Genomic DNA, 16,380 nt, shown 5'->3' with positions numbered 1-16,380 from the left:
CAGGGCAGCGCGCGGCCGCCCGCATGCGAACGGCGCCGCAGCGCCGCCTGGCTCAATGCCTTTCCATCCGCTCCAGCGCCTTGATGTCCTCCTCGGACGTCATTTCGCAGGCCAGCAGCGTCTTGCCCTTCAGCGCCGGGCCCTGGCGGGCCGACACGAGGATCAGCGCACCACCCGGGCCGCGGACCGTCAGCCTGCGCGAATAGCCGACGGACGACGCGCCCAGCAGGTGGCCCTTCTCGAGGGCGAGCTGGTAGCGTTTCGCGAGCTGGTCGGCGACTTCGCCGTCCACGAGCACGCCGATTCCGGTACTGACGAACACGACCTGCTGCGTCGTGAAGCCGTCGCGGTGGATCGGCTCCGGCAGTCGATAGACCGCGGCGCCCAGCATCGATTCGTCCGGCTTCGGATCGGACGCCTTGGCGATGTTGTAGATCGCGTCCATCAGATCCGACGTGAACGGCGGCTTGCAAAGCGCGGCGTTGAAGATGTCGGGCTGGGCGGGCGGCGCGGCGCGTGCGGTGAGCGGTGCGCCGGCAATGACGAGGGCGACGGCGCCGACGGCAGCGGCGCCAAGCCTGGAAAGGCGATGGGACATGGATGCAGTTCTCTCAGGTTTTATTGTGAGGCTGCATGTTAATGCAATGCCGCGTATCGAACGGTCGACGTGGAGCAGCCGGGGGCGGCAATGCAACAGGCGCGTACGCCCGCGCCCCTCGATCGATTCCGTTGCCGGGTGATCGATGCGCGGGGCGTCGGGGCATGCGCGTCATGCAGCCGGTGGGATGCCGGTGCGTGCGGACGAACCGTTACGGCGCGACGACCGGGTGTTTCAGCGCATGCGCGGTCTCGATCCACTGCGCGTGGAACTCGTCCGCGTCGGGCTTGAGCCCGAGTTCGCCGTTGCGATAGGCCATCGCGAGCGTCTGCACGGCTTCCGGCAGCTCGTGCTCGGCGGCGCGGCGATACAGCGCCAGCGCGCGCGCGTCGTCGCGCGGCACGCCGCTGCCTTCGCGGTACGCGTTCGCGAGCATGAAGTCCGCGGCCGGGATGTCCGCGCGCGACGCGACGTCGAACCAGTGCGCGGCCTGCACGGGATCGGCGGCGACGCCGTAGCCGCTGCGATAGATCAGCCCGAGGTAATACGCGGCGGCCGGGTCGCCCTGCGCGGCCGCTTCGCCGAGCAGCGTGCGGGCGCGTGCGTAGTCCTTCGGCATGTCGCTGCTGCCGAGCAGCAGCGCCTTGCCGAGCGCGAGCTGCGCACGCCGGGCGGCGGGCGCGTCGGCCTTGCCGTCTGCCGCCGCGGCCGTTTCCAGCCAGCCGCGCCCTTCGTCGCGCAGCCCCGGTTCGCGCGCGTCGACGAGCGCGATGCCGAGCGCCGCCTGCGCGTCGCCCGAGCCGCGGCGCGCCAGCGTGCGCAACTGCGCGAGCGCATGCGGCTCGGTGGCCTGGGTGACCATCGCCTGCCACTCGTCGAGCTGCGCGGCGCTCGGCGCGGGGCCGCCGCCGCGCAGGCCGGCTGCCGCGACGACGGCCGCGACGGTCACGGCCGCCGCCGCGAGCAGCGCGGCCGGCGGGAGTTTCGCGCGCAGCAGGCGCCGCGCGGCGGCGGCGAGGCCGGTTTCGGCTGGCCGCATCGTCCGGATCGGTTGCATCGCGGGTCTCATTGCGTGAGGTCGATTTCGTAAGTGGCGAGGTTCTTGCCCGAGCCGTCGTCGGCCGCGACCTGCGTGATGCCGGTCAGGCCGGCCGCCGCCGCGTCGCCGAGGCGGTTCGGCGCGGACGCGAACTGCACGTGCGCGACCGAGCCCGCGAGCTTCGTGAAGCGCCAGCTGCGCTGTGCGCCGTCGGCCACGCGCGTGATGGCGCCGCGCTTCTTGACGAACGCGATCAGCACGTCGCGGTTCGCGTCGGGCGACGCGAAGATCGTCTTGCTGCCGTCGAGGCCCGGGAAGTTGCCGCCGCCGCTCGCGCGGTAGTTGTTGGTCGCGACGATGAACTGCGCGTTCGGGTCGATCGCCGCGCCCTTGTACGTCAGGTTCTTGATCCGGCTGCCGACCGGCTGCGTGACGTCGATTTCATACGCGAGATCGGCCGACGTGAACATGTCGAAGTTGTAGCCGGGGAACGTGCTGACGAGCGGCTGGACGGTCGCCTTGGTCGGGTCGATGCGATTGAAGCGCTTCGCGGCCGTTTCGAGCCAGTTCTTCACGTCGGCGCCGCTCACCTTCACCGCGTACACGGTGTTCGGGTACAGGTACAGGTCGGCCGCGTTGTTGATCGCGAGCGCGCCCGGCGCGACATCGGTGTAGTCGGTGCCGCCGCCGAAGCCGCTCTTGAACGGCGCGCTGACCGACAGCACCGGCAGCGACGCGTATTGCGGCAGGTTCGCCTGCACGTAGGTCTTCACGTAGTCGGCCTGCGCCTCGTTGACGATCTGGATCGCACCCGGATCGCCGACATCGGCGAAGTACGAGTTCATCCGGTAGTCGGTCGAGCCGATCGGCGTCTTCACGTAGTCGATCGTCGCCTGGTGCTCGGCGGCGATCGCGGCGGACACGGACGGATCGGCCGCGACGTAGCTCTTGTCGGCGTTCTGGATCGGCCGCGCCTCGACGGTCGTCTGCGACTTGTCGACGCTCCACGTCTTGCCGTCGAACTTCAGGCCGAGCTTGATCACGCCGAGGTGCTTGCCCCAGTAGTTGGCCATCACGGTCGGCACGCCGTTGACGGTGCCCTTGACCTTGTCGACGCCCGGCAGGTTGAACTGCGACACGGTGCTGTTCGCGTCCGGGAACACCTGGTGCGAGTGGCCGATCAGCATCGCGTCGATGCCGGTCACCTTCGACAGCCACCAGCTGCCGTTCTCCATCGTCGGCGAATACGCGGAATTGTCGAGGCCGCCGTGCGAGATCGCGACGACGAGATCGGCGCCCTTCGCGCGCATCTCCGGAATGTACTTCTCGGCGGCTTCCTTCAGGCCGGTCGTATAGACCTTGCCGTCGAGCCAGCGCTTGTCCCAGCTCATGATCGCGGGCGGCGTGAAGCCGATGATGCCGATCTTCACGGGCGCGCTGACCGTCTTGCCGTCCGGCGTCGTCGCGGTCACGGTGCGGGTCAGGATCGTGTACGGCGTGAACAGCGGCGCGTTGGTCTTCGCGCTGATCACGTTCGCGAGCACCTGCGGGAAGTTCGGGCCCGCGCACTTCTTCTGCTGGGCCGGCGCCGGCAGGCCGTCGACCTCGAACGTGTTGCCGGTCACCTGCGACAGGTACGGCAGCCCGTAGTTGAATTCGTGGTTGCCGATCCCGCCGCCGTCGAATTTCGCGGCGTTCATCACCTTGTAGATCGCGAGCGTCTGGTCGCAGCCGACCGGCTTCACGAGCGCCTGGTAGTCCGACAGCGCGGTGCCCTGGATCGTGTCGCCGTTGTCGAGCAGCAGCGTGTTCGGATACTGCGCGCGCGCTTGCGCGATCAGCGTCGACACGCGCTCGAAGCCGAGCGAGTTGTCGGCGGCGAGCTTGAAATAGTCATACGACAGCACGTTGGTGTGCAGGTCGGTCGTCTCGAGCAGGGCGAGCGTGGCCGTCGTGCCGACGGGCGCCTGGGCCGCCGGCGGCGTCGCGGGCGGCGAGGTGACGTCGTCGCCGCCGCAGGCGGCGAGGATGAAGGCGAGGCTGGCGAGCGCGGCGATCGCCGGCACGCGACGGCGGGAAAGCAGGGGAAGACGCATCGGTTGTCCTGTTCGGTGTTCTGTTTTATGAAAGGCGAGAGTCGCAACGATTGGCGGCGCGGGGCGCCGACGGCCTGATGTGCGGCGCGTGAGAGTATCGAAAGGAATCGTGACGGAAGAATGAAAGGTGATGAAGCCGGCAACGGGCCGGCAGCGGCGGCTTCCACGCGGCTCCCGGGGCGGGCGTTCCCGGTCAGGCGCCCCGGGCCAGGCGCCCCACGGAAATCCTCACGTCGCGTCGTCGGGCGGTTCGCTACAATGGCCGCTGTCACCTTTTTGCAAACAACCTGCCCTTGGACTTCGAGACTCCTCCCGGCCTGTCGGTCGACGCCGGCAGCCAGGGCCAGACGGTGCGCCTGTACGGCCAGTGGACCGCGCTCGCGCTTGCACGCAATCGCGGCGCGGTGGCGCGCCGTATCGCGAGCATCGCGTCCGGGCACGTGAGCGAATGGGATCTGTCCGGCATCGAGCGGCTCGACCACGTCGGCGGCCAGGCGCTGTGGCGCGTGTGGGGCCGCAAGCTGCCGGCCGGCGTCGCGCTGAGCGTGACGCAGCGCACGATCTTCGAGCGCATCGAGCGGCTCGACAGCGAGCGCGAGGCGCCCGAACGGGTGGTGCGCTTCGGCCCGATCACGCGCTTGGGCTTCATGCTGTTCACGTTCGGCGAACACCTGAAGGGCGGTATCGCGATGTTCGGCCTCGTGATCCTCGATGCATTGTCGGTGCTGCGCCGCCCGAAGACGATGCCGTGGAAGGAAACCTCGGCGAACATCTACAGCGCCGGCGCGCAGGCGCTGCCGATCACCGCGCTCGTCGCGTTCCTGATCGGCATCGTGCTCAGCTACCTGTCCGCGCAGCAGCTGCAGATGTTCGGCGCGAACCGCTATATCGTGAACATTCTCGGGCTGTCGGTGATCCGCGAGCTCGGCCCGGTGCTGTCGGCGATTCTCGTCGCCGGCCGCTCGGGTTCGGCGATCACCGCGCAGATCGGCGTGATGCGCGTGACCGAGGAGCTCGACGCGATGCGCGTGATGGGCATCCCGCACGGGCTGCGGCTGATCCTGCCGCGCGTGCTCGCGCTCGGCATCGCGATGCCGCTGCTCGTGATGTGGACCAACATCATCGCGCTGACGGGCGGCGCGCTCGCCGCGAAGCTCGTGCTCGGCATCGACGTCAACTATTTCGTGCGCTCGCTGCCGGGCGTCGTGCCGATCGCGAACCTGTACATCGGGGTGGGCAAGGGCGTCGTGTTCGGCATGCTGATCGCGCTGGTCGCCTGCCATTTCGGCTTCCGGATCAAGGCGAACTCGCAGAGCCTCGGCGAAGGCACGACCACGTCGGTCGTGACGTCGATCACGGTCGTGATCCTCGCCGACGCGGTGTTCGCGATCCTGTTCCAGAACGTGGGGCTCGGATGAACGCATCGAACGAAACGACCGCGCATGCCGCGGCCATCGGCGCCGGCTCGGTCGGCACCCGGCCGGCCGCGGCGGCCGACGGCGGCGACCTCGTGATCGAGGTGCGCAACCTGACCAAGCGCTACGGGCGCAACATCATTCACCAGAAGCTCGACTTCGACGTGCGGCGCGGCGAGATCGTGTCGATCGTCGGCGGCTCGGGCTCCGGCAAGACCACGCTCGTGCGGCAGATCCTCGGCCTCGAGCGGCCGACGTCGGGCACGATCAAGGTATTCGGTGAAGATACCGCGACGATCGACGACGCGAGCGCGCGGATGATGCGCACGCGCTCCGGGATGCTGTTCCAGCAGGGCGCGCTGTTCTCGTCGATGACGGTGTTCGACAACGTCGCGCAGCCGCTGCGCGAGCTCGGCCGCGTGCCGCCGGACCTGCTGCACGACATCGTGATGCTGAAGCTCGAGATGGTCGGGCTGCCGTGCAAGCACGCGTCGAAGATGCCGGCCGCGCTGTCGGGCGGGATGGTCAAGCGGGTGGGCATCGCGCGCGCGATCGCGCTCGAGCCTGAACTGCTGTTCCTCGACGAGCCGACGGCCGGCCTCGATCCGCAGGCGTCGGACGAATTCGTCGAGCTGATCGCGACGCTGCACCGCACGCTCGGGCTGACCGTCGTGATGGTGACGCACGATCTCGACACGATGGTTGCGCTGTCGACGCGCGTCGCGGTGCTGGCCGACCGCAAGGTGCTGGTCGCCGCGCCGGTCGAGGAGGCCGCGAACGTCGACCATCCGTTCATCCACGAATATTTCCTGGGGCTGCGCGGGCGCCGCGCATTGCAGGCGCTGCCGCCCGAGCGGCGCGCGAAGCTGCCGAAGGCGGCCCTCGAACCGGCGCTGTCGAGCGTCGAGCTGTAGGCACGAAGGAATCCGCGAATGGAAAACAAATCACATGCGTTCTGGGCCGGCCTGTTCACGATCGTGCTGACGCTCGCGATCGCGGGCACCGTGTTCTGGTTCAACGTCGACCGCACCGTGCGCGTGCCGTACGACCTGCTCGCGCGCACCAACGTGACGGGGCTGTTTCCGGACGCGGCCGTGCGCTTTCGCGGCCTCGACGTCGGCAAGGTGCAGTCGATCGGTTTCGATCGCACGCATCCGGGCCAGATCCGGATCCGCATTCTCGTCGACCATGACGCGCCGATCACGCAGTCGACCTACGGCAGCCTCGGCTTCCAGGGCGTGACGGGCATCGCGTTCGTGCAGCTCGAGGACACGGGCCGCGACCTGGCGCCGCTGCCGTCGTCGCCGAAGGCGATCGCGCAGATCCCGATGCGGCCGAGCCTGTTCGACCAGATCCAGGAGCGCGGCGACGTGCTGCTGCGGCAGCTCGAACTGGCCGCGAAGAGCGCGAATGCGCTGATGTCGCCCGAGATGCGCGAGCAGTTGCGCGCGACCGCCGAAAGCCTGCAGCACGCGGCCGATGGCGCCGCCACGCTGACGAAGCAGCTCGGCCCGGCGGTCACTGCGCTGCCGGAAACGATGCACGAGGTGAACCGCGCGATGGCGTCGGCGAACACGCTGCTGCAGCCGAACGGGCCGCTCGTGTCGAACCTGAACAAGGCCGGCACGGCCGCCGAGCAGATCAGCGTCGCGCTGAACGGTCTCAACACGCGCGTGCAGTACGACACGCTGCCGCGTTTCAACGCGCTCGCCGGCAGCGTCGGCGACGCATCGCGGCAATTGAAGGACGTGGCCGGTGAACTTGGCCGCAATCCGCGCAGTCTGTTGTTCGGTTCGCCCGGCGCGGCGCCGGGGCCCGGCGAGCCGGGCTTCGTCTGGCCGGGTGCGACGGCCGGGCAGTGACACCCATCGAAACCGGAAACTCCATGCAGGAACACGCCATGCCACGAATCCTTGACCGCGCGCTGCGTCCCGCCGCGGCCGCGCTTGCCGTGCTGACGCTGTCGCTCGCGGCCGGCTGCGCCGGCAACAGCGCGGTGCTGTCGAATGTCCGCTATGACCTCGGGCCGGCCACGTCGGTCGTGACCGCAGGCCCGGGCCCCGCGCTGAAGGTGCTCGACGTCGCCGCGCCCGACGCGCTCGACTCCGACAAATTCGCCTACCGCCTCGCATACGTGGACGCGCAGCACGTGGCCGCCTATCGCGACAGCCGCTGGACCGCGCCGCCCGCGCAATTGCTCACGCAGCGGCTGCGCGGCGCGCTGTCGTCGCGCGGCACGGTGCTCGAAGGCTCCGACGGCGTGCGCGCGCCGACGCTCAAGGTCGACCTGAACGAATTCGAACAGGTGTTCGACGGCCAGTCGCAGAGCCACGGCGCCGTCACCGCACGCGCGACGCTGATGCTGGACGGCAAGGTGCTCGGCCAGCGCACGTTCGTTGCACGCGCACCGTCCAGCACGCCGGACGCGGCGGGCGGCGCCCGCGCGCTCGCGACGGCGAGCGACCAGCTCGTGTCGCAGATCGCCGCGTGGGTCGGCATGCAGGCGTACGCGGGCACGCCGTGACGCGTGCCGCGCAGCCGCGATGAGCGCGACCGGCACCCTTCGCGCATCGCCGCTCGCGCGGCAGGCCTTTGCCGCTTACGCGGCCCTCATCGTCTACGCGTCGCTGTATCCGTTCGCGGGCTGGGTGTCGCTCGGCATCGGGCCGTTCGACTACCTGTTCGCGCCGATGCAGCGCTACGTGACCGCATTCGACGTGGTCACGAACGTGCTCGGCTATATGCCGTTCGGCGCGCTTGCCGTGCTTGCACTGCACCCGCGCTGGCGCGGCGTGGCCGCGACGCTGATCGCAGCCGGGCTCGGCATGCTGCTGTCGGGCGCGATGGAAGCGCTGCAAACCTACCTGCCGACGCGCGTCGCGTCGAATCTCGATCTCGCGGCCAACGCGCTCGGCGCGCTGCTGGGCGCCGCGCTCGTCGCGCCGGCCACCGGTGCGCTGCTCGATCGCGGCGCGCTGCGCCGGCTGCGCTTCGCGTGGTTCGAGGACGACGGCGCGACGCCGCTGCTGCTCGCCGGGCTGTGGCCGTTCGCGATCCTGTTTCCGTCGCCGTTCCTGTTCGGCATCGGCGACTGGCCGGCCGCGCTGTGGGAGCGCGCCGACGTGTCGATGCAGGACGCGCTGCTCGCGTGGCTGCCGGCCGCATGGCGCGTGGGCGAATGGCCGGAGCGCGTCGACGGCTGGCTGTCCGACTCCGGTTGGGAGGCCGCGCTCGGCGGGCTGATGCTGTTCGCCGCGCTGACGATCGCGTCGCTCGCGATGCGGCCGCGCGCGCCGCGCATCCGGCTCCTGATCGCGCTCGTCGTCGCGACGCTCGTGCTGAAGGCGGCCGCGACCTTCATGCAGTCGGCCACCGGCCTCGTCGTCGTGTGGGCGACGCCTGGCGCGCGGCTCGGGATCGAGCTCGGCTTCGCGGCCGCGCTCGTCGCGCTGCACGTGCCGGCGACCTGGCGCGCGACGCTTGCGGCGCTCGCGCTGCTGGCCGGCGTGGCGCTCGTGAACCTGCTGCCGGTCAATCCGTTCTTCGACTTCACGCTGTCGGGCTGGCGGCAGGGCCGCTACGTGCACTTCAACAGCCTCGCGCGCTGGCTCGCGTGGATCTGGCCCTACGCGGCGCTGATCTGGCTCGGCCAGCGCGTCGAGCACGCATGGCTGCCGGCCGTGCTGCGCCGCTGACGCGCTGGCTGATGTGGCGCGGCGGCGGTATCGCAGGCAGCGGCGTGCGCCGGTCGCTATAATCGTCCGAACCCGCCGTTGCCCCGCGCAGCGGCAACCGCTCCTCTTTCCGCACGGCCTCGCGCCGGGCCGCTCGTCACCATCATGGATTCCTACTACCAGCACCACGTCTTCTTCTGCCTGAACCAGCGCGAACCGGGCGCCGAACGCCCGAGCTGCGCGCAATGCGACGCGCAGACCATGCAGGAATACGCGAAAAAGCGCGTGAAGGCGCTCGGCCTCGCGGGGCCCGGCAAGGTTCGCATCAACAAGGCCGGCTGCCTCGACCGCTGCGAGGAGGGGCCCGTGATGGTCGTGTATCCGGAAGGCACGTGGTACACGTACGTCGACCAGGCGGACATCGACGAGATCGTCGAATCGCACCTGCGCGACGGCAAGGTCGTCGACCGCCTGAAGATCTGAGCGGGCCGGCCGAATGAACGTTCATACGCAGAAGTCGCTGATCGCGGGCCCGGTCGGGCAGATCGAAATTGCCGTCGACCTCCCCGACGCCGTGCGCGAAGGCGGCGCCGCGCCGCGCGGCATCGCGCTCGTCGCGCATCCGCATCCGCTGTTCGGCGGCACGATGGACAACAAGGTCGCGCAAACCCTCGCGCGCACGCTCGTGCAACTGAACTACGTCGTGTTCCGGTCGAACTTCCGCGGCGTCGGCGCGACCGAAGGCGTGCACGACAACGGCACCGGCGAAGCCGACGACCTGCTCGCGGTGCTCGCGCACATGCGCGCGCAGCCCGCGTATGCGGACCTGCCGCTCGTGCTCGCGGGCTTCTCGTTCGGCACCTTCGTGCTGTCGCACGTCGCGAAGCGGCTGCGCGATGCGGGCGAGACGATCGAGCGGATGGTGTTCGTCGGCACGGCCGCGAGCCGCTGGCAGGTGGCCGACGTGCCCGAGAACACGCTCGTGATTCACGGCGAAACCGACGACACGGTGCCGATCGCTTCCGTGTACGACTGGGCGCGGCCGCAGGAACTGCCGGTCGTCGTGATCCCCGGCGCCGAGCATTTCCTGCATCGCAAGCTGCACGTGCTGAAGCGCATCATCGTCGACGCATGGCGCTAGCCCGTGCGCGGGTGCCGGCATGACGCCGGCAGCCTGCGTCGCTTCGTGCACATGACCTCCGGCCCTCGCCCGAGGCGCGCTTTTCCCCACGCGACATCGCGCCGCACCGTGCGGCGCCACCTCACTTCCACCCCGCCTGCGCATGCCTTTCGCACACCTTCGCGTGCGATGACGGGCAGCTTGTCGTCACCCCGCGCCGGATGCGCATGTGCAACTGTCCGGTGCCAGGTTCGCGAAAACGCCCTGCGCGCCCACGTATAATGGCCGGATTCCGCGTCGCCCGCGGCCCGGCTGGGCCCATTGCGGCGCTCGTTTTGCCGCTGTCCGCCCGCTCGCGACGGCCGCGAACCGAACGCGTCCGCACGAGTCCAACCGGCGCGTTTCGCGTCGCCCGACGATCTCGGGCGAGTGCCCGAAACGCCCGCCGCCTTGCCGTTCAACCCTGCGCGTTTCGCACCGCACTTTCTGCCATCAGCCTGAATCGATCATGCGTCTGTCTCCCCAAGGCCTCAAGTCCCTCGCTTCCTCCATCGCCTTCGGCACCGCCGCGCGCAACGTCGCGCTCGGCGTGATGCTGCCCGTCGCGCTCGCCTCGACGATCGTCGTCGCCGAGGCGAAGCCGGCCGCCAAGGCCAAGGCCGCGCATGCGGCGCCGGCCGCCACCGAGCAGTTCACCGGCGCGCCCGCGACCTACATGCCGGGCGCGGTGCCGCCGCCGGGCGTGAATGCGCGCTCGTGGGTGCTCGTCGATGCGACCAGCAACACGGTGCTCGCGTCGGGCAATGCCGATGAACGCGTCGAGCCTGCGTCGCTGACGAAGCTGATGACGGCGTACCTCGTGTTCGAGGCGCTCGACAAGAAGAAGATCTCGATGGAGCAGATCGTCACGCCGAGCGAGGCCGTGCGCCGCGTCGGCCGCGACGAGTCGCGCATGTTCATCGAGGCGAACAAGCCGGTGTCGGTGCACGACCTCGTGTACGGGATGATCATCCAGTCGGGCAACGACGCCGCGATCGCGCTGGCCGAACTCGTCGGCGGCAGCGAAGGGCAGTTCGTCACGCTGATGAACGACGAGGCGCAGCGCCTCGGCATGAAGGGCACGCACTTCGCCGACGTGAACGGCATGCCCGACCCGAACCACTACACGACGGCCGGCGACCTCGCGAAGCTGTCCGCGCACCTGATCCGCGATTTTCCGCAGTACTACGGCATCTTCTCGGAGAAGGAATTCAAGTACAACAACATCCGCCAGGGCAACCGCAACCGCCTGCTGTGGCTCGACCCGACGGTCGACGGCCTGAAGACGGGCCATACGCAAGCGGCCGGCTACTGCCTGATCGCGTCGGCGAAGCGCGCGATCCCGGGCGTGGACGGCCAGCGCCGCCTGGTGTCGGTGATGATGGGCGAGCAGAAGGAAGGCGAGCGCACGCAGGACAGCATGAAGATGCTGAACTACGGCTACAGCGCGTTCGATTCGGTGCGCCTGTTCAAGGGCGGCCAGGCGATGTCGACGCCGCGCGTCTACAAGGGCAAGGACAACACCGTGCAGGTCGGCGTGAAGGCCGACCAGTGGGCGACCGTGCCGCGCGGCCTCGGCGACAAGATCAAGACGGAAGTCGACGTCAACGCGCCGCTGATCGCGCCGCTCGCGGAAGGCCAGCAGGTCGGCACCGTGAAGATCGTCGCCGACGGCAAGACGCTGTCGGAATTCCCGGTCGTCGCGCTGCAGGCCGTGCCGGAAGCGGGTATCTTCGGGCGTATCTGGGACTCGATCCTGCTGATGTTCAGCAAGAAGAAGTAAGCACGACGGGCCTTTGTTTTCGCGACTTCATCCCCATCTGACATAGCTATGAGCCAAGCCGAATTCGAACCGATCGTCTACCTCAGCGTCTCGTCGCAGGAGGAAATGGTGCCGCTGTCGGAAGCCCGTGTACCGGTGCTCGACCGCGGGTTCATCTTCGGCGACGGCGTGTATGAAGTTGTCCCCGTTTATGCGCACGACGGCGCGCACGTGCCGTTCCGGATCGAACAGCATCTGGCACGGCTCGAGCGCAGCCTGAAGAAGATCGGCATCGCGAGCCCGCACGACGACGCGGGCTGGCGTGCGCTGATCGAGCGCGTCGTCGCGGCGAATGCCGAAGGGCTCGGCGACGGCAACGCGCTGGTCTATCTGCAGGTGACGCGCGGCGTCGCGAAGCGCGGCCACGCGTTCCCGGCGAACGCGGTGCCGACGGTGTTCGTGATGACGAGCCCGCTGCGCCTGCCGTCCGCCGAAGAACGCGCGCGGGGCGTGCGTTGCGTGACGGCCGAGGATCGTCGCTGGCTGCATTGCGACATCAAGTCGATCTCGCTGCTCGGCAACGTGCTGATGGCGCAGCATGCGGCCGAACGCGATGCGTTCGAGACGCTGCAGCTGCGCGACGGCAACCTGACGGAAGGCTCGTCGTCGAACGTGTGGATCGTGAAGAACGGCGAGCTGCTCGCGCCGCCGCGCAGCAACAAGATCCTCGAGGGGATCCGCTACGCGCTGATCGAGGAACTGGCGGACGAATGCAAGATCCCGTTCGTCGCACGCGAGATCAGCGAAGTGGAGTTGCGCGCGGCCGACGAAATCATGATCACGTCGGCCACGAAGGAAGTGCTGCCCGTCACGTCGCTCGACGATCTGCCCGTGCAGGGCGGCAAGCCGGGCCCCGTATTCGCGGCGTTGTACGACGCGTACCAGCGCGCGAAAGCGCGCGAGTTTGAACAGTTTGACCTAACCCGGAGCAAATGATGAGCGAACCGACCAAAACCATCGAGGTGACCGGCGCGATCGATACCCGGAAGGAGTCGCTGCTGGAGTTCCCGTGCGATTTCCCGATCAAGATCATGGGCAAGGCGCACCCCGAGTTCAAGGACACGATCTTCAAGGTCGTCGCCGTTCACGACAACGAGATCGATGTCGAGAAGATCGAGGAGCGTGCGTCGAGCGGCGGTAATTACACGGGCCTCACGATCACCGTGCGGGCGACGAGCCAGGAACAGCTCGACAACATCTACCGTGCACTGACCGGCCACCCTATGGTCAAGGTCGTACTCTAAGCGCCTTCCATCCTCCTTCCTGCGCGCACTCGGCGGGGGTCTTCCCCGCCGCGCGCCGCGCGTCCAGCTCGTCGCACAGCCGCTTGTATTCGGCGACTTCCTGAAGCAGCCAGGTCCTGAACGCCTGCACGCGCGGCGTGTTCACGAGCGGCGGCGGACACACGAAAAAATAGTGCCACGGGCTCGGCCCGTCGATGTCGAACAGGCGCACGATGCGCCCGTCGAGCAGGTCGTGCACCGCGAGCGAGCGGCGCACGAGCGCGATGCCCTGGCCGTCGATCGCGGCCAGCAGCAGGTTCGACGAATCCTGGTACAGAATCCCCCGTTTCGGCTCGGTCAGCGTCTTGAGCCCGGCCGCGTCGAACCACGGCCGCCACAGCTCGTCGTCCGAGCGCAGCAGGTTGTAGTGCGCGAGATCGGCGGGCGTTTGCGGCAGCTTGCCGCCGTTCAGCGTCGGCGCACACGCCGGAAAGAACACCTCGTCGAACAGCGGCTCGACATGCAGCCCCGGATAGTTGCCTTGACCGAAGCGGATCGCGATGTCGACGTCGTCGCGTGCGAAATCGGTGAGCGAGTTGGTGGACTGCAGCTCGACGTCGATTTCCGGATGCCGCTCGATGAACGTGCCGATGCGCGGCGTGATGAAGCGCGCGGCGAACGACGACAGCATCGACACCACGAGCCGCCGGTCGCGGTCGCTCGCGCGCACGTCGCGGGTCGCATCGGCGATCACCATCAGCGCGGTGCGAATCTGCTGCGCGTAGCGCATGCCGGCGTCGGTCAGGCACAGTCGCTTGCCGTTGCGCGTGAACAGCTGCACGCCGAGTTCTTCCTCGAGTGCGCGTACCTGGTGGCTGACCGCGCCGTGCGTGACGAACAGCTCGTCGGCGGCGCGCGAGAAATTCTCGTGACGGGCGGCGGCTTCGAACGCGCGAATCGCGTTCAGCGCAGGTAGCTGGCGGAGGTCCATTTGCTAATTTTCCTCACATCGACGTGAAAATTGGTCGTTTTGTCTGACGCCTTGGAGTGACTACGATTGTAGCCATCGAAGCACTTTTTGGCGGAGTCGATCATGCAAGAAATTTCTTCAAGCATCACGTTCGAAATCCCCGCGGGCGAAACCGTGCCGATGAAGGTACAACGCAGCACGCGGCTGATCGTCCAGAGCGGGCCGGTGTGGGCGACGCGCAGCAACGACGTCAACGACTACTTCCTGGTCGACGGCGAAACGCTGAAGCTGCGCCGCGGCGAGCGGCTGTGGCTCAGCGCGGAGGGCCGGGAGGGCACGCGCGTGGCGTTCTCGGTGTCGCGGCCGCCCCGGGAAGTCGCGCTCGGCGGGCTGGCACGGCTGCGTGAACGGCTGTCCGCGCTGCTCCACGACGGCTGGCGTACCGTCTGACCATCATTTCCTCCGACGGATACCGGCGATCCGTCCCCCTCCCAAGGCCGGCGAGACCCACGGGTTTTCGGTAAACTACCGCCCATGTCCGTTTCGCCGGTTTCCATCGTGTCCACGCCTGTTGCCGTTTCCGCATCGCCCGCCGGGTCCCCGGATCAGCCGGCCCCGCCGGTCACCGTGCGGTGGCGGGGCGTCGAGACCTACGAGGCGAGCTTCGACGCGATGCGTGCGTTCACCGACACGCGCACCGCCGACACCGGCGACGAGATCTGGCTGGTCGAGCACCCGCCGGTCTACACGCTCGGCCAGGCCGGCGACCCGGCCCACCTGCTGGTGGCCGACAGCGGCGTGCCGCTCGTGAAGGTCGACCGCGGCGGGCAAATCACTTACCACGGCCCCGGCCAGATCGTCGCGTACCTGCTGCTGGACCTGCGCCGGCGCAAGCTGATGGTGCGCACGCTGGTGACGAAGATCGAGGAGGCCGTGATCGAAACCCTCGCGGCGTATAATCTCGCTTCGGTCCGCAAGGCGGGCGCGCCCGGGATCTACGTGGCGTCCGGCGTGCACGAGGGCGCGAAAATCGCGGCCCTCGGCCTGAAGATCCGCAACGGCTGCAGCTATCACGGGCTGAGCCTGAACGTGAAGATGGATCTGCGCCCGTTTCTTGCGATCAACCCGTGCGGCTATGCCGGACTGGAAACTGTCGACATGGCGAGCCTCGAGGTTGCCGCCGACTGGAACGACGTCGCCCACACGCTGGTGCGCCGTCTGATCGCCAACCTCGACGGCGCATCCGCGGCCGCCGACAAGCCGCAGGCACTGGAACAACATTCGAATGACTGACGTTACCGCTTCCCCCGCACCGGCCGATTCGGCCGCGACCCCTGCCTACGATCCGACCGCCAAGCAGAAGGCGCAGGCGAAGACGGCGCGCATCCCGATCAAGGTCATTCCGATCGAGAAGCTGAAGAAGCCCGAGTGGATCCGCGTGAAGGCGGCCACCGGCAGCTCGCGCTTCAACGAGATCAAGACGATCCTGCGCGAGCACAACCTGCATACGGTGTGCGAGGAAGCGAGCTGCCCGAACATCGGCGAGTGCTTCGGCAAGGGCACCGCGACGTTCATGATCATGGGCGACAAGTGCACGCGCCGCTGCCCGTTCTGCGACGTCGGCCACGGCCGCCCCGATCCGCTGGATCCGGACGAGCCGAAGAACCTCGCGCGCACGATCGGCGCGCTGAAGCTCAAGTACGTGGTGATCACGAGCGTCGACCGCGACGACCTGCGCGACGGCGGCGCCGGTCACTTCGTCGAGTGCATCCGCGAAGTGCGCGAGCAGTCGCCGGAAACGCGCATCGAAATCCTGACGCCGGACTTCCGCGGCCGTCTCGACCGTGCGATCTCGATCCTGAACGCCGCGCCGCCGGACGTGATGAACCACAACCTCGAAACGGTGCCGCGCCTGTACAAGGAAGCGCGCCCGGGTTCGGACTACGCGCACTCGCTGAAGCTCCTGAAGGACTTCAAGGCGCTACATCCGGACGTCGCGACGAAGTCGGGCCTGATGGTCGGCCTCGGCGAAACCGAGGAGGAAATCCTGCAGGTGATGCGCGACCTGCGCGCGCACGACGTCGACATGCTGACGATCGGCCAGTACCTGCAGCCGTCCGAGCACCACCTGCCGGTGCGGGCGTACGTGCATCCGGATACGTTCAAGATGTACGAGGAAGAGGCGTACAAGATGGGCTTCACGCACGCGGCCGTCGGCGCGATGGTGCGCTCGAGCTATCACGCCGATCTGCAGGCGCATGGGGCCGGGGTGGTCTGAGCGTCCTTGCTTCGTCGTCTTCCGGCGAACCCGACAAAGCCCGCAGCGATGCGGGCTTTTTCGTTGGCGCGGACGCCGTGCTTGCGTTCGCACGGCAATCGCCACC

Annotated in this window: 17 protein-coding genes; 13 read left to right on the top strand and 4 right to left on the bottom strand. The window is 68.4% G+C overall.

The features are described from left to right. Positions 1–52: 52 nt before the first annotated feature. From QZM35_RS21420 to QZM35_RS21410, 3 genes are all read right to left on the bottom strand, one after another. A complete protein-coding gene (locus QZM35_RS21420; RefSeq protein ID WP_174973133.1) occupies positions 53–598 on the bottom strand; it encodes a hypothetical protein in 546 nt (181 codons plus the stop codon). Between the two features lie 211 nt (positions 599–809). Next, positions 810–1,655 (bottom strand): tetratricopeptide repeat protein, encoded by an 846-nt coding sequence (locus tag QZM35_RS21415; protein ID WP_301776737.1) that lies wholly within the window; start codon positions 1,653–1,655, stop codon positions 810–812. Positions 1,656–1,663: 8 nt separating this feature from the next. After that, the gene (locus QZM35_RS21410) at positions 1,664–3,733 is read right to left on the bottom strand and encodes a bifunctional 2',3'-cyclic-nucleotide 2'-phosphodiesterase/3'-nucleotidase (protein ID WP_301776736.1); all 2,070 of its coding nucleotides are present in this window, start codon (positions 3,731–3,733) and stop codon (positions 1,664–1,666) included. Between the two features lie 224 nt (positions 3,734–3,957). Here QZM35_RS21410 and QZM35_RS21405 point away from each other — a divergent pair, with 224 nt between their 5' ends. From QZM35_RS21405 to QZM35_RS21360, 10 genes are all read left to right on the top strand, one after another. Next, the gene (locus QZM35_RS21405) at positions 3,958–5,151 is read left to right on the top strand and encodes an ABC transporter permease (protein WP_254600189.1); all 1,194 of its coding nucleotides are present in this window, start codon (positions 3,958–3,960) and stop codon (positions 5,149–5,151) included. Continuing rightward, positions 5,148–6,062 carry an ABC transporter ATP-binding protein gene (locus tag QZM35_RS21400; RefSeq protein WP_089426422.1) on the top strand — a complete coding sequence of 305 codons (915 nt, stop codon included), beginning with the start codon at positions 5,148–5,150 and terminating at the stop codon, positions 6,060–6,062. The genes QZM35_RS21405 and QZM35_RS21400 overlap by 4 nt, the downstream gene beginning before the upstream one ends. A gap of 18 nt (positions 6,063–6,080) precedes the next feature. Further along, entirely contained in the window at positions 6,081–7,010 is a 930-nt protein-coding gene (locus QZM35_RS21395) for an MlaD family protein (protein WP_301776735.1), read from the top strand. Between the two features lie 38 nt (positions 7,011–7,048). Continuing rightward, a complete protein-coding gene (locus QZM35_RS21390) occupies positions 7,049–7,672 on the top strand; it encodes an ABC-type transport auxiliary lipoprotein family protein (RefSeq protein WP_089473622.1) in 624 nt (207 codons plus the stop codon). A 19-nt stretch (positions 7,673–7,691) separates the two neighbouring features. After that, positions 7,692–8,843: a VanZ family protein gene (locus QZM35_RS21385; protein WP_089426420.1), complete on the top strand. Its 1,152-nt coding sequence runs from the start codon at positions 7,692–7,694 to the stop codon at positions 8,841–8,843. Positions 8,844–8,987: 144 nt separating this feature from the next. Then, positions 8,988–9,305: a ferredoxin gene (locus QZM35_RS21380; RefSeq protein WP_301776734.1), complete on the top strand. Its 318-nt coding sequence runs from the start codon at positions 8,988–8,990 to the stop codon at positions 9,303–9,305. 13 nt (positions 9,306–9,318) lie between these two features. Continuing rightward, complete coding sequence (locus QZM35_RS21375; protein ID WP_021157030.1) at positions 9,319–9,963, top strand: alpha/beta hydrolase; 645 nt, start codon at positions 9,319–9,321, stop codon at positions 9,961–9,963. A gap of 487 nt (positions 9,964–10,450) precedes the next feature. Then, the gene (locus QZM35_RS21370) at positions 10,451–11,764 is read left to right on the top strand and encodes a D-alanyl-D-alanine carboxypeptidase family protein (protein WP_174973123.1); all 1,314 of its coding nucleotides are present in this window, start codon (positions 10,451–10,453) and stop codon (positions 11,762–11,764) included. 48 nt (positions 11,765–11,812) lie between these two features. Then, complete coding sequence (locus QZM35_RS21365) at positions 11,813–12,739, top strand: D-amino acid aminotransferase (protein WP_089426417.1); 927 nt, start codon at positions 11,813–11,815, stop codon at positions 12,737–12,739. Further along, the gene (locus QZM35_RS21360) at positions 12,739–13,047 is read left to right on the top strand and encodes a YbeD family protein (protein ID WP_011353335.1); all 309 of its coding nucleotides are present in this window, start codon (positions 12,739–12,741) and stop codon (positions 13,045–13,047) included. Before QZM35_RS21365 ends, QZM35_RS21360 begins: the two co-directional genes overlap by 1 nt. Here the strand turns inward: QZM35_RS21360 and QZM35_RS21355 are convergent. Beyond that, a complete protein-coding gene (locus QZM35_RS21355; protein ID WP_089426416.1) occupies positions 13,031–14,017 on the bottom strand; it encodes a transcriptional regulator GcvA in 987 nt (328 codons plus the stop codon). The genes QZM35_RS21360 and QZM35_RS21355 overlap by 17 nt on opposite strands. A gap of 102 nt (positions 14,018–14,119) precedes the next feature. Here QZM35_RS21355 and QZM35_RS21350 point away from each other — a divergent pair, with 102 nt between their 5' ends. The 3 genes from QZM35_RS21350 to lipA all read left to right on the top strand — a co-directional run bounded on the left by QZM35_RS21350 (position 14,120) and on the right by lipA (position 16,274). Continuing rightward, on the top strand, positions 14,120–14,446 hold the full coding sequence (locus tag QZM35_RS21350; protein ID WP_089426664.1) for a DUF2917 domain-containing protein: 327 nt from the start codon (positions 14,120–14,122) through the stop codon (positions 14,444–14,446). Positions 14,447–14,530: 84 nt separating this feature from the next. After that, positions 14,531–15,289: a lipoyl(octanoyl) transferase LipB gene (lipB, locus tag QZM35_RS21345; RefSeq protein ID WP_039346281.1), complete on the top strand. Its 759-nt coding sequence runs from the start codon at positions 14,531–14,533 to the stop codon at positions 15,287–15,289. After that, the gene (gene lipA, locus QZM35_RS21340; protein ID WP_039346279.1) at positions 15,282–16,274 is read left to right on the top strand and encodes a lipoyl synthase; all 993 of its coding nucleotides are present in this window, start codon (positions 15,282–15,284) and stop codon (positions 16,272–16,274) included. The genes lipB and lipA overlap by 8 nt, the downstream gene beginning before the upstream one ends. Positions 16,275–16,380: the final 106 nt, after the last annotated feature.

The organism is Burkholderia sp. AU45274, from assembly GCF_030482505.1.
Lineage (GTDB): Bacteria > Pseudomonadota > Gammaproteobacteria > Burkholderiales > Burkholderiaceae > Burkholderia.
Note: the sequence above shows the minus strand (reverse complement) of the source record. Positions and strands in the feature narration are given on the sequence as shown.

Excerpts from the sequence above, each read along its gene's own strand:
- QZM35_RS21410 (WP_301776736.1), bottom strand. The coding sequence starts at position 3,733 with ATGCGTCTTCCCCTGCTTTCCCGCCGTCGCGTGCCGGCGATCGCCGCG.
- QZM35_RS21350 (WP_089426664.1), top strand. The coding sequence starts at position 14,120 with ATGCAAGAAATTTCTTCAAGCATCACGTTCGAAATCCCCGCGGGCGAA.
- QZM35_RS21370 (WP_174973123.1), top strand. The coding sequence starts at position 10,451 with ATGCGTCTGTCTCCCCAAGGCCTCAAGTCCCTCGCTTCCTCCATCGCC.
- QZM35_RS21355 (WP_089426416.1), bottom strand. The coding sequence starts at position 14,017 with ATGGACCTCCGCCAGCTACCTGCGCTGAACGCGATTCGCGCGTTCGAA.
- lipB (WP_039346281.1), top strand. The coding sequence starts at position 14,531 with ATGTCCGTTTCGCCGGTTTCCATCGTGTCCACGCCTGTTGCCGTTTCC.
- QZM35_RS21415 (WP_301776737.1), bottom strand. The coding sequence starts at position 1,655 with ATGCAACCGATCCGGACGATGCGGCCAGCCGAAACCGGCCTCGCCGCC.
- QZM35_RS21375 (WP_021157030.1), top strand. The coding sequence starts at position 9,319 with ATGAACGTTCATACGCAGAAGTCGCTGATCGCGGGCCCGGTCGGGCAG.
- QZM35_RS21365 (WP_089426417.1), top strand. The coding sequence starts at position 11,813 with ATGAGCCAAGCCGAATTCGAACCGATCGTCTACCTCAGCGTCTCGTCG.
- QZM35_RS21360 (WP_011353335.1), top strand. The coding sequence starts at position 12,739 with ATGAGCGAACCGACCAAAACCATCGAGGTGACCGGCGCGATCGATACC.
- QZM35_RS21420 (WP_174973133.1), bottom strand. The coding sequence starts at position 598 with ATGTCCCATCGCCTTTCCAGGCTTGGCGCCGCTGCCGTCGGCGCCGTC.
- QZM35_RS21380 (WP_301776734.1), top strand. The coding sequence starts at position 8,988 with ATGGATTCCTACTACCAGCACCACGTCTTCTTCTGCCTGAACCAGCGC.
- QZM35_RS21390 (WP_089473622.1), top strand. The coding sequence starts at position 7,049 with ATGCCACGAATCCTTGACCGCGCGCTGCGTCCCGCCGCGGCCGCGCTT.
- QZM35_RS21400 (WP_089426422.1), top strand. The coding sequence starts at position 5,148 with ATGAACGCATCGAACGAAACGACCGCGCATGCCGCGGCCATCGGCGCC.
- QZM35_RS21385 (WP_089426420.1), top strand. The coding sequence starts at position 7,692 with ATGAGCGCGACCGGCACCCTTCGCGCATCGCCGCTCGCGCGGCAGGCC.
- QZM35_RS21395 (WP_301776735.1), top strand. The coding sequence starts at position 6,081 with ATGGAAAACAAATCACATGCGTTCTGGGCCGGCCTGTTCACGATCGTG.
- lipA (WP_039346279.1), top strand. The coding sequence starts at position 15,282 with ATGACTGACGTTACCGCTTCCCCCGCACCGGCCGATTCGGCCGCGACC.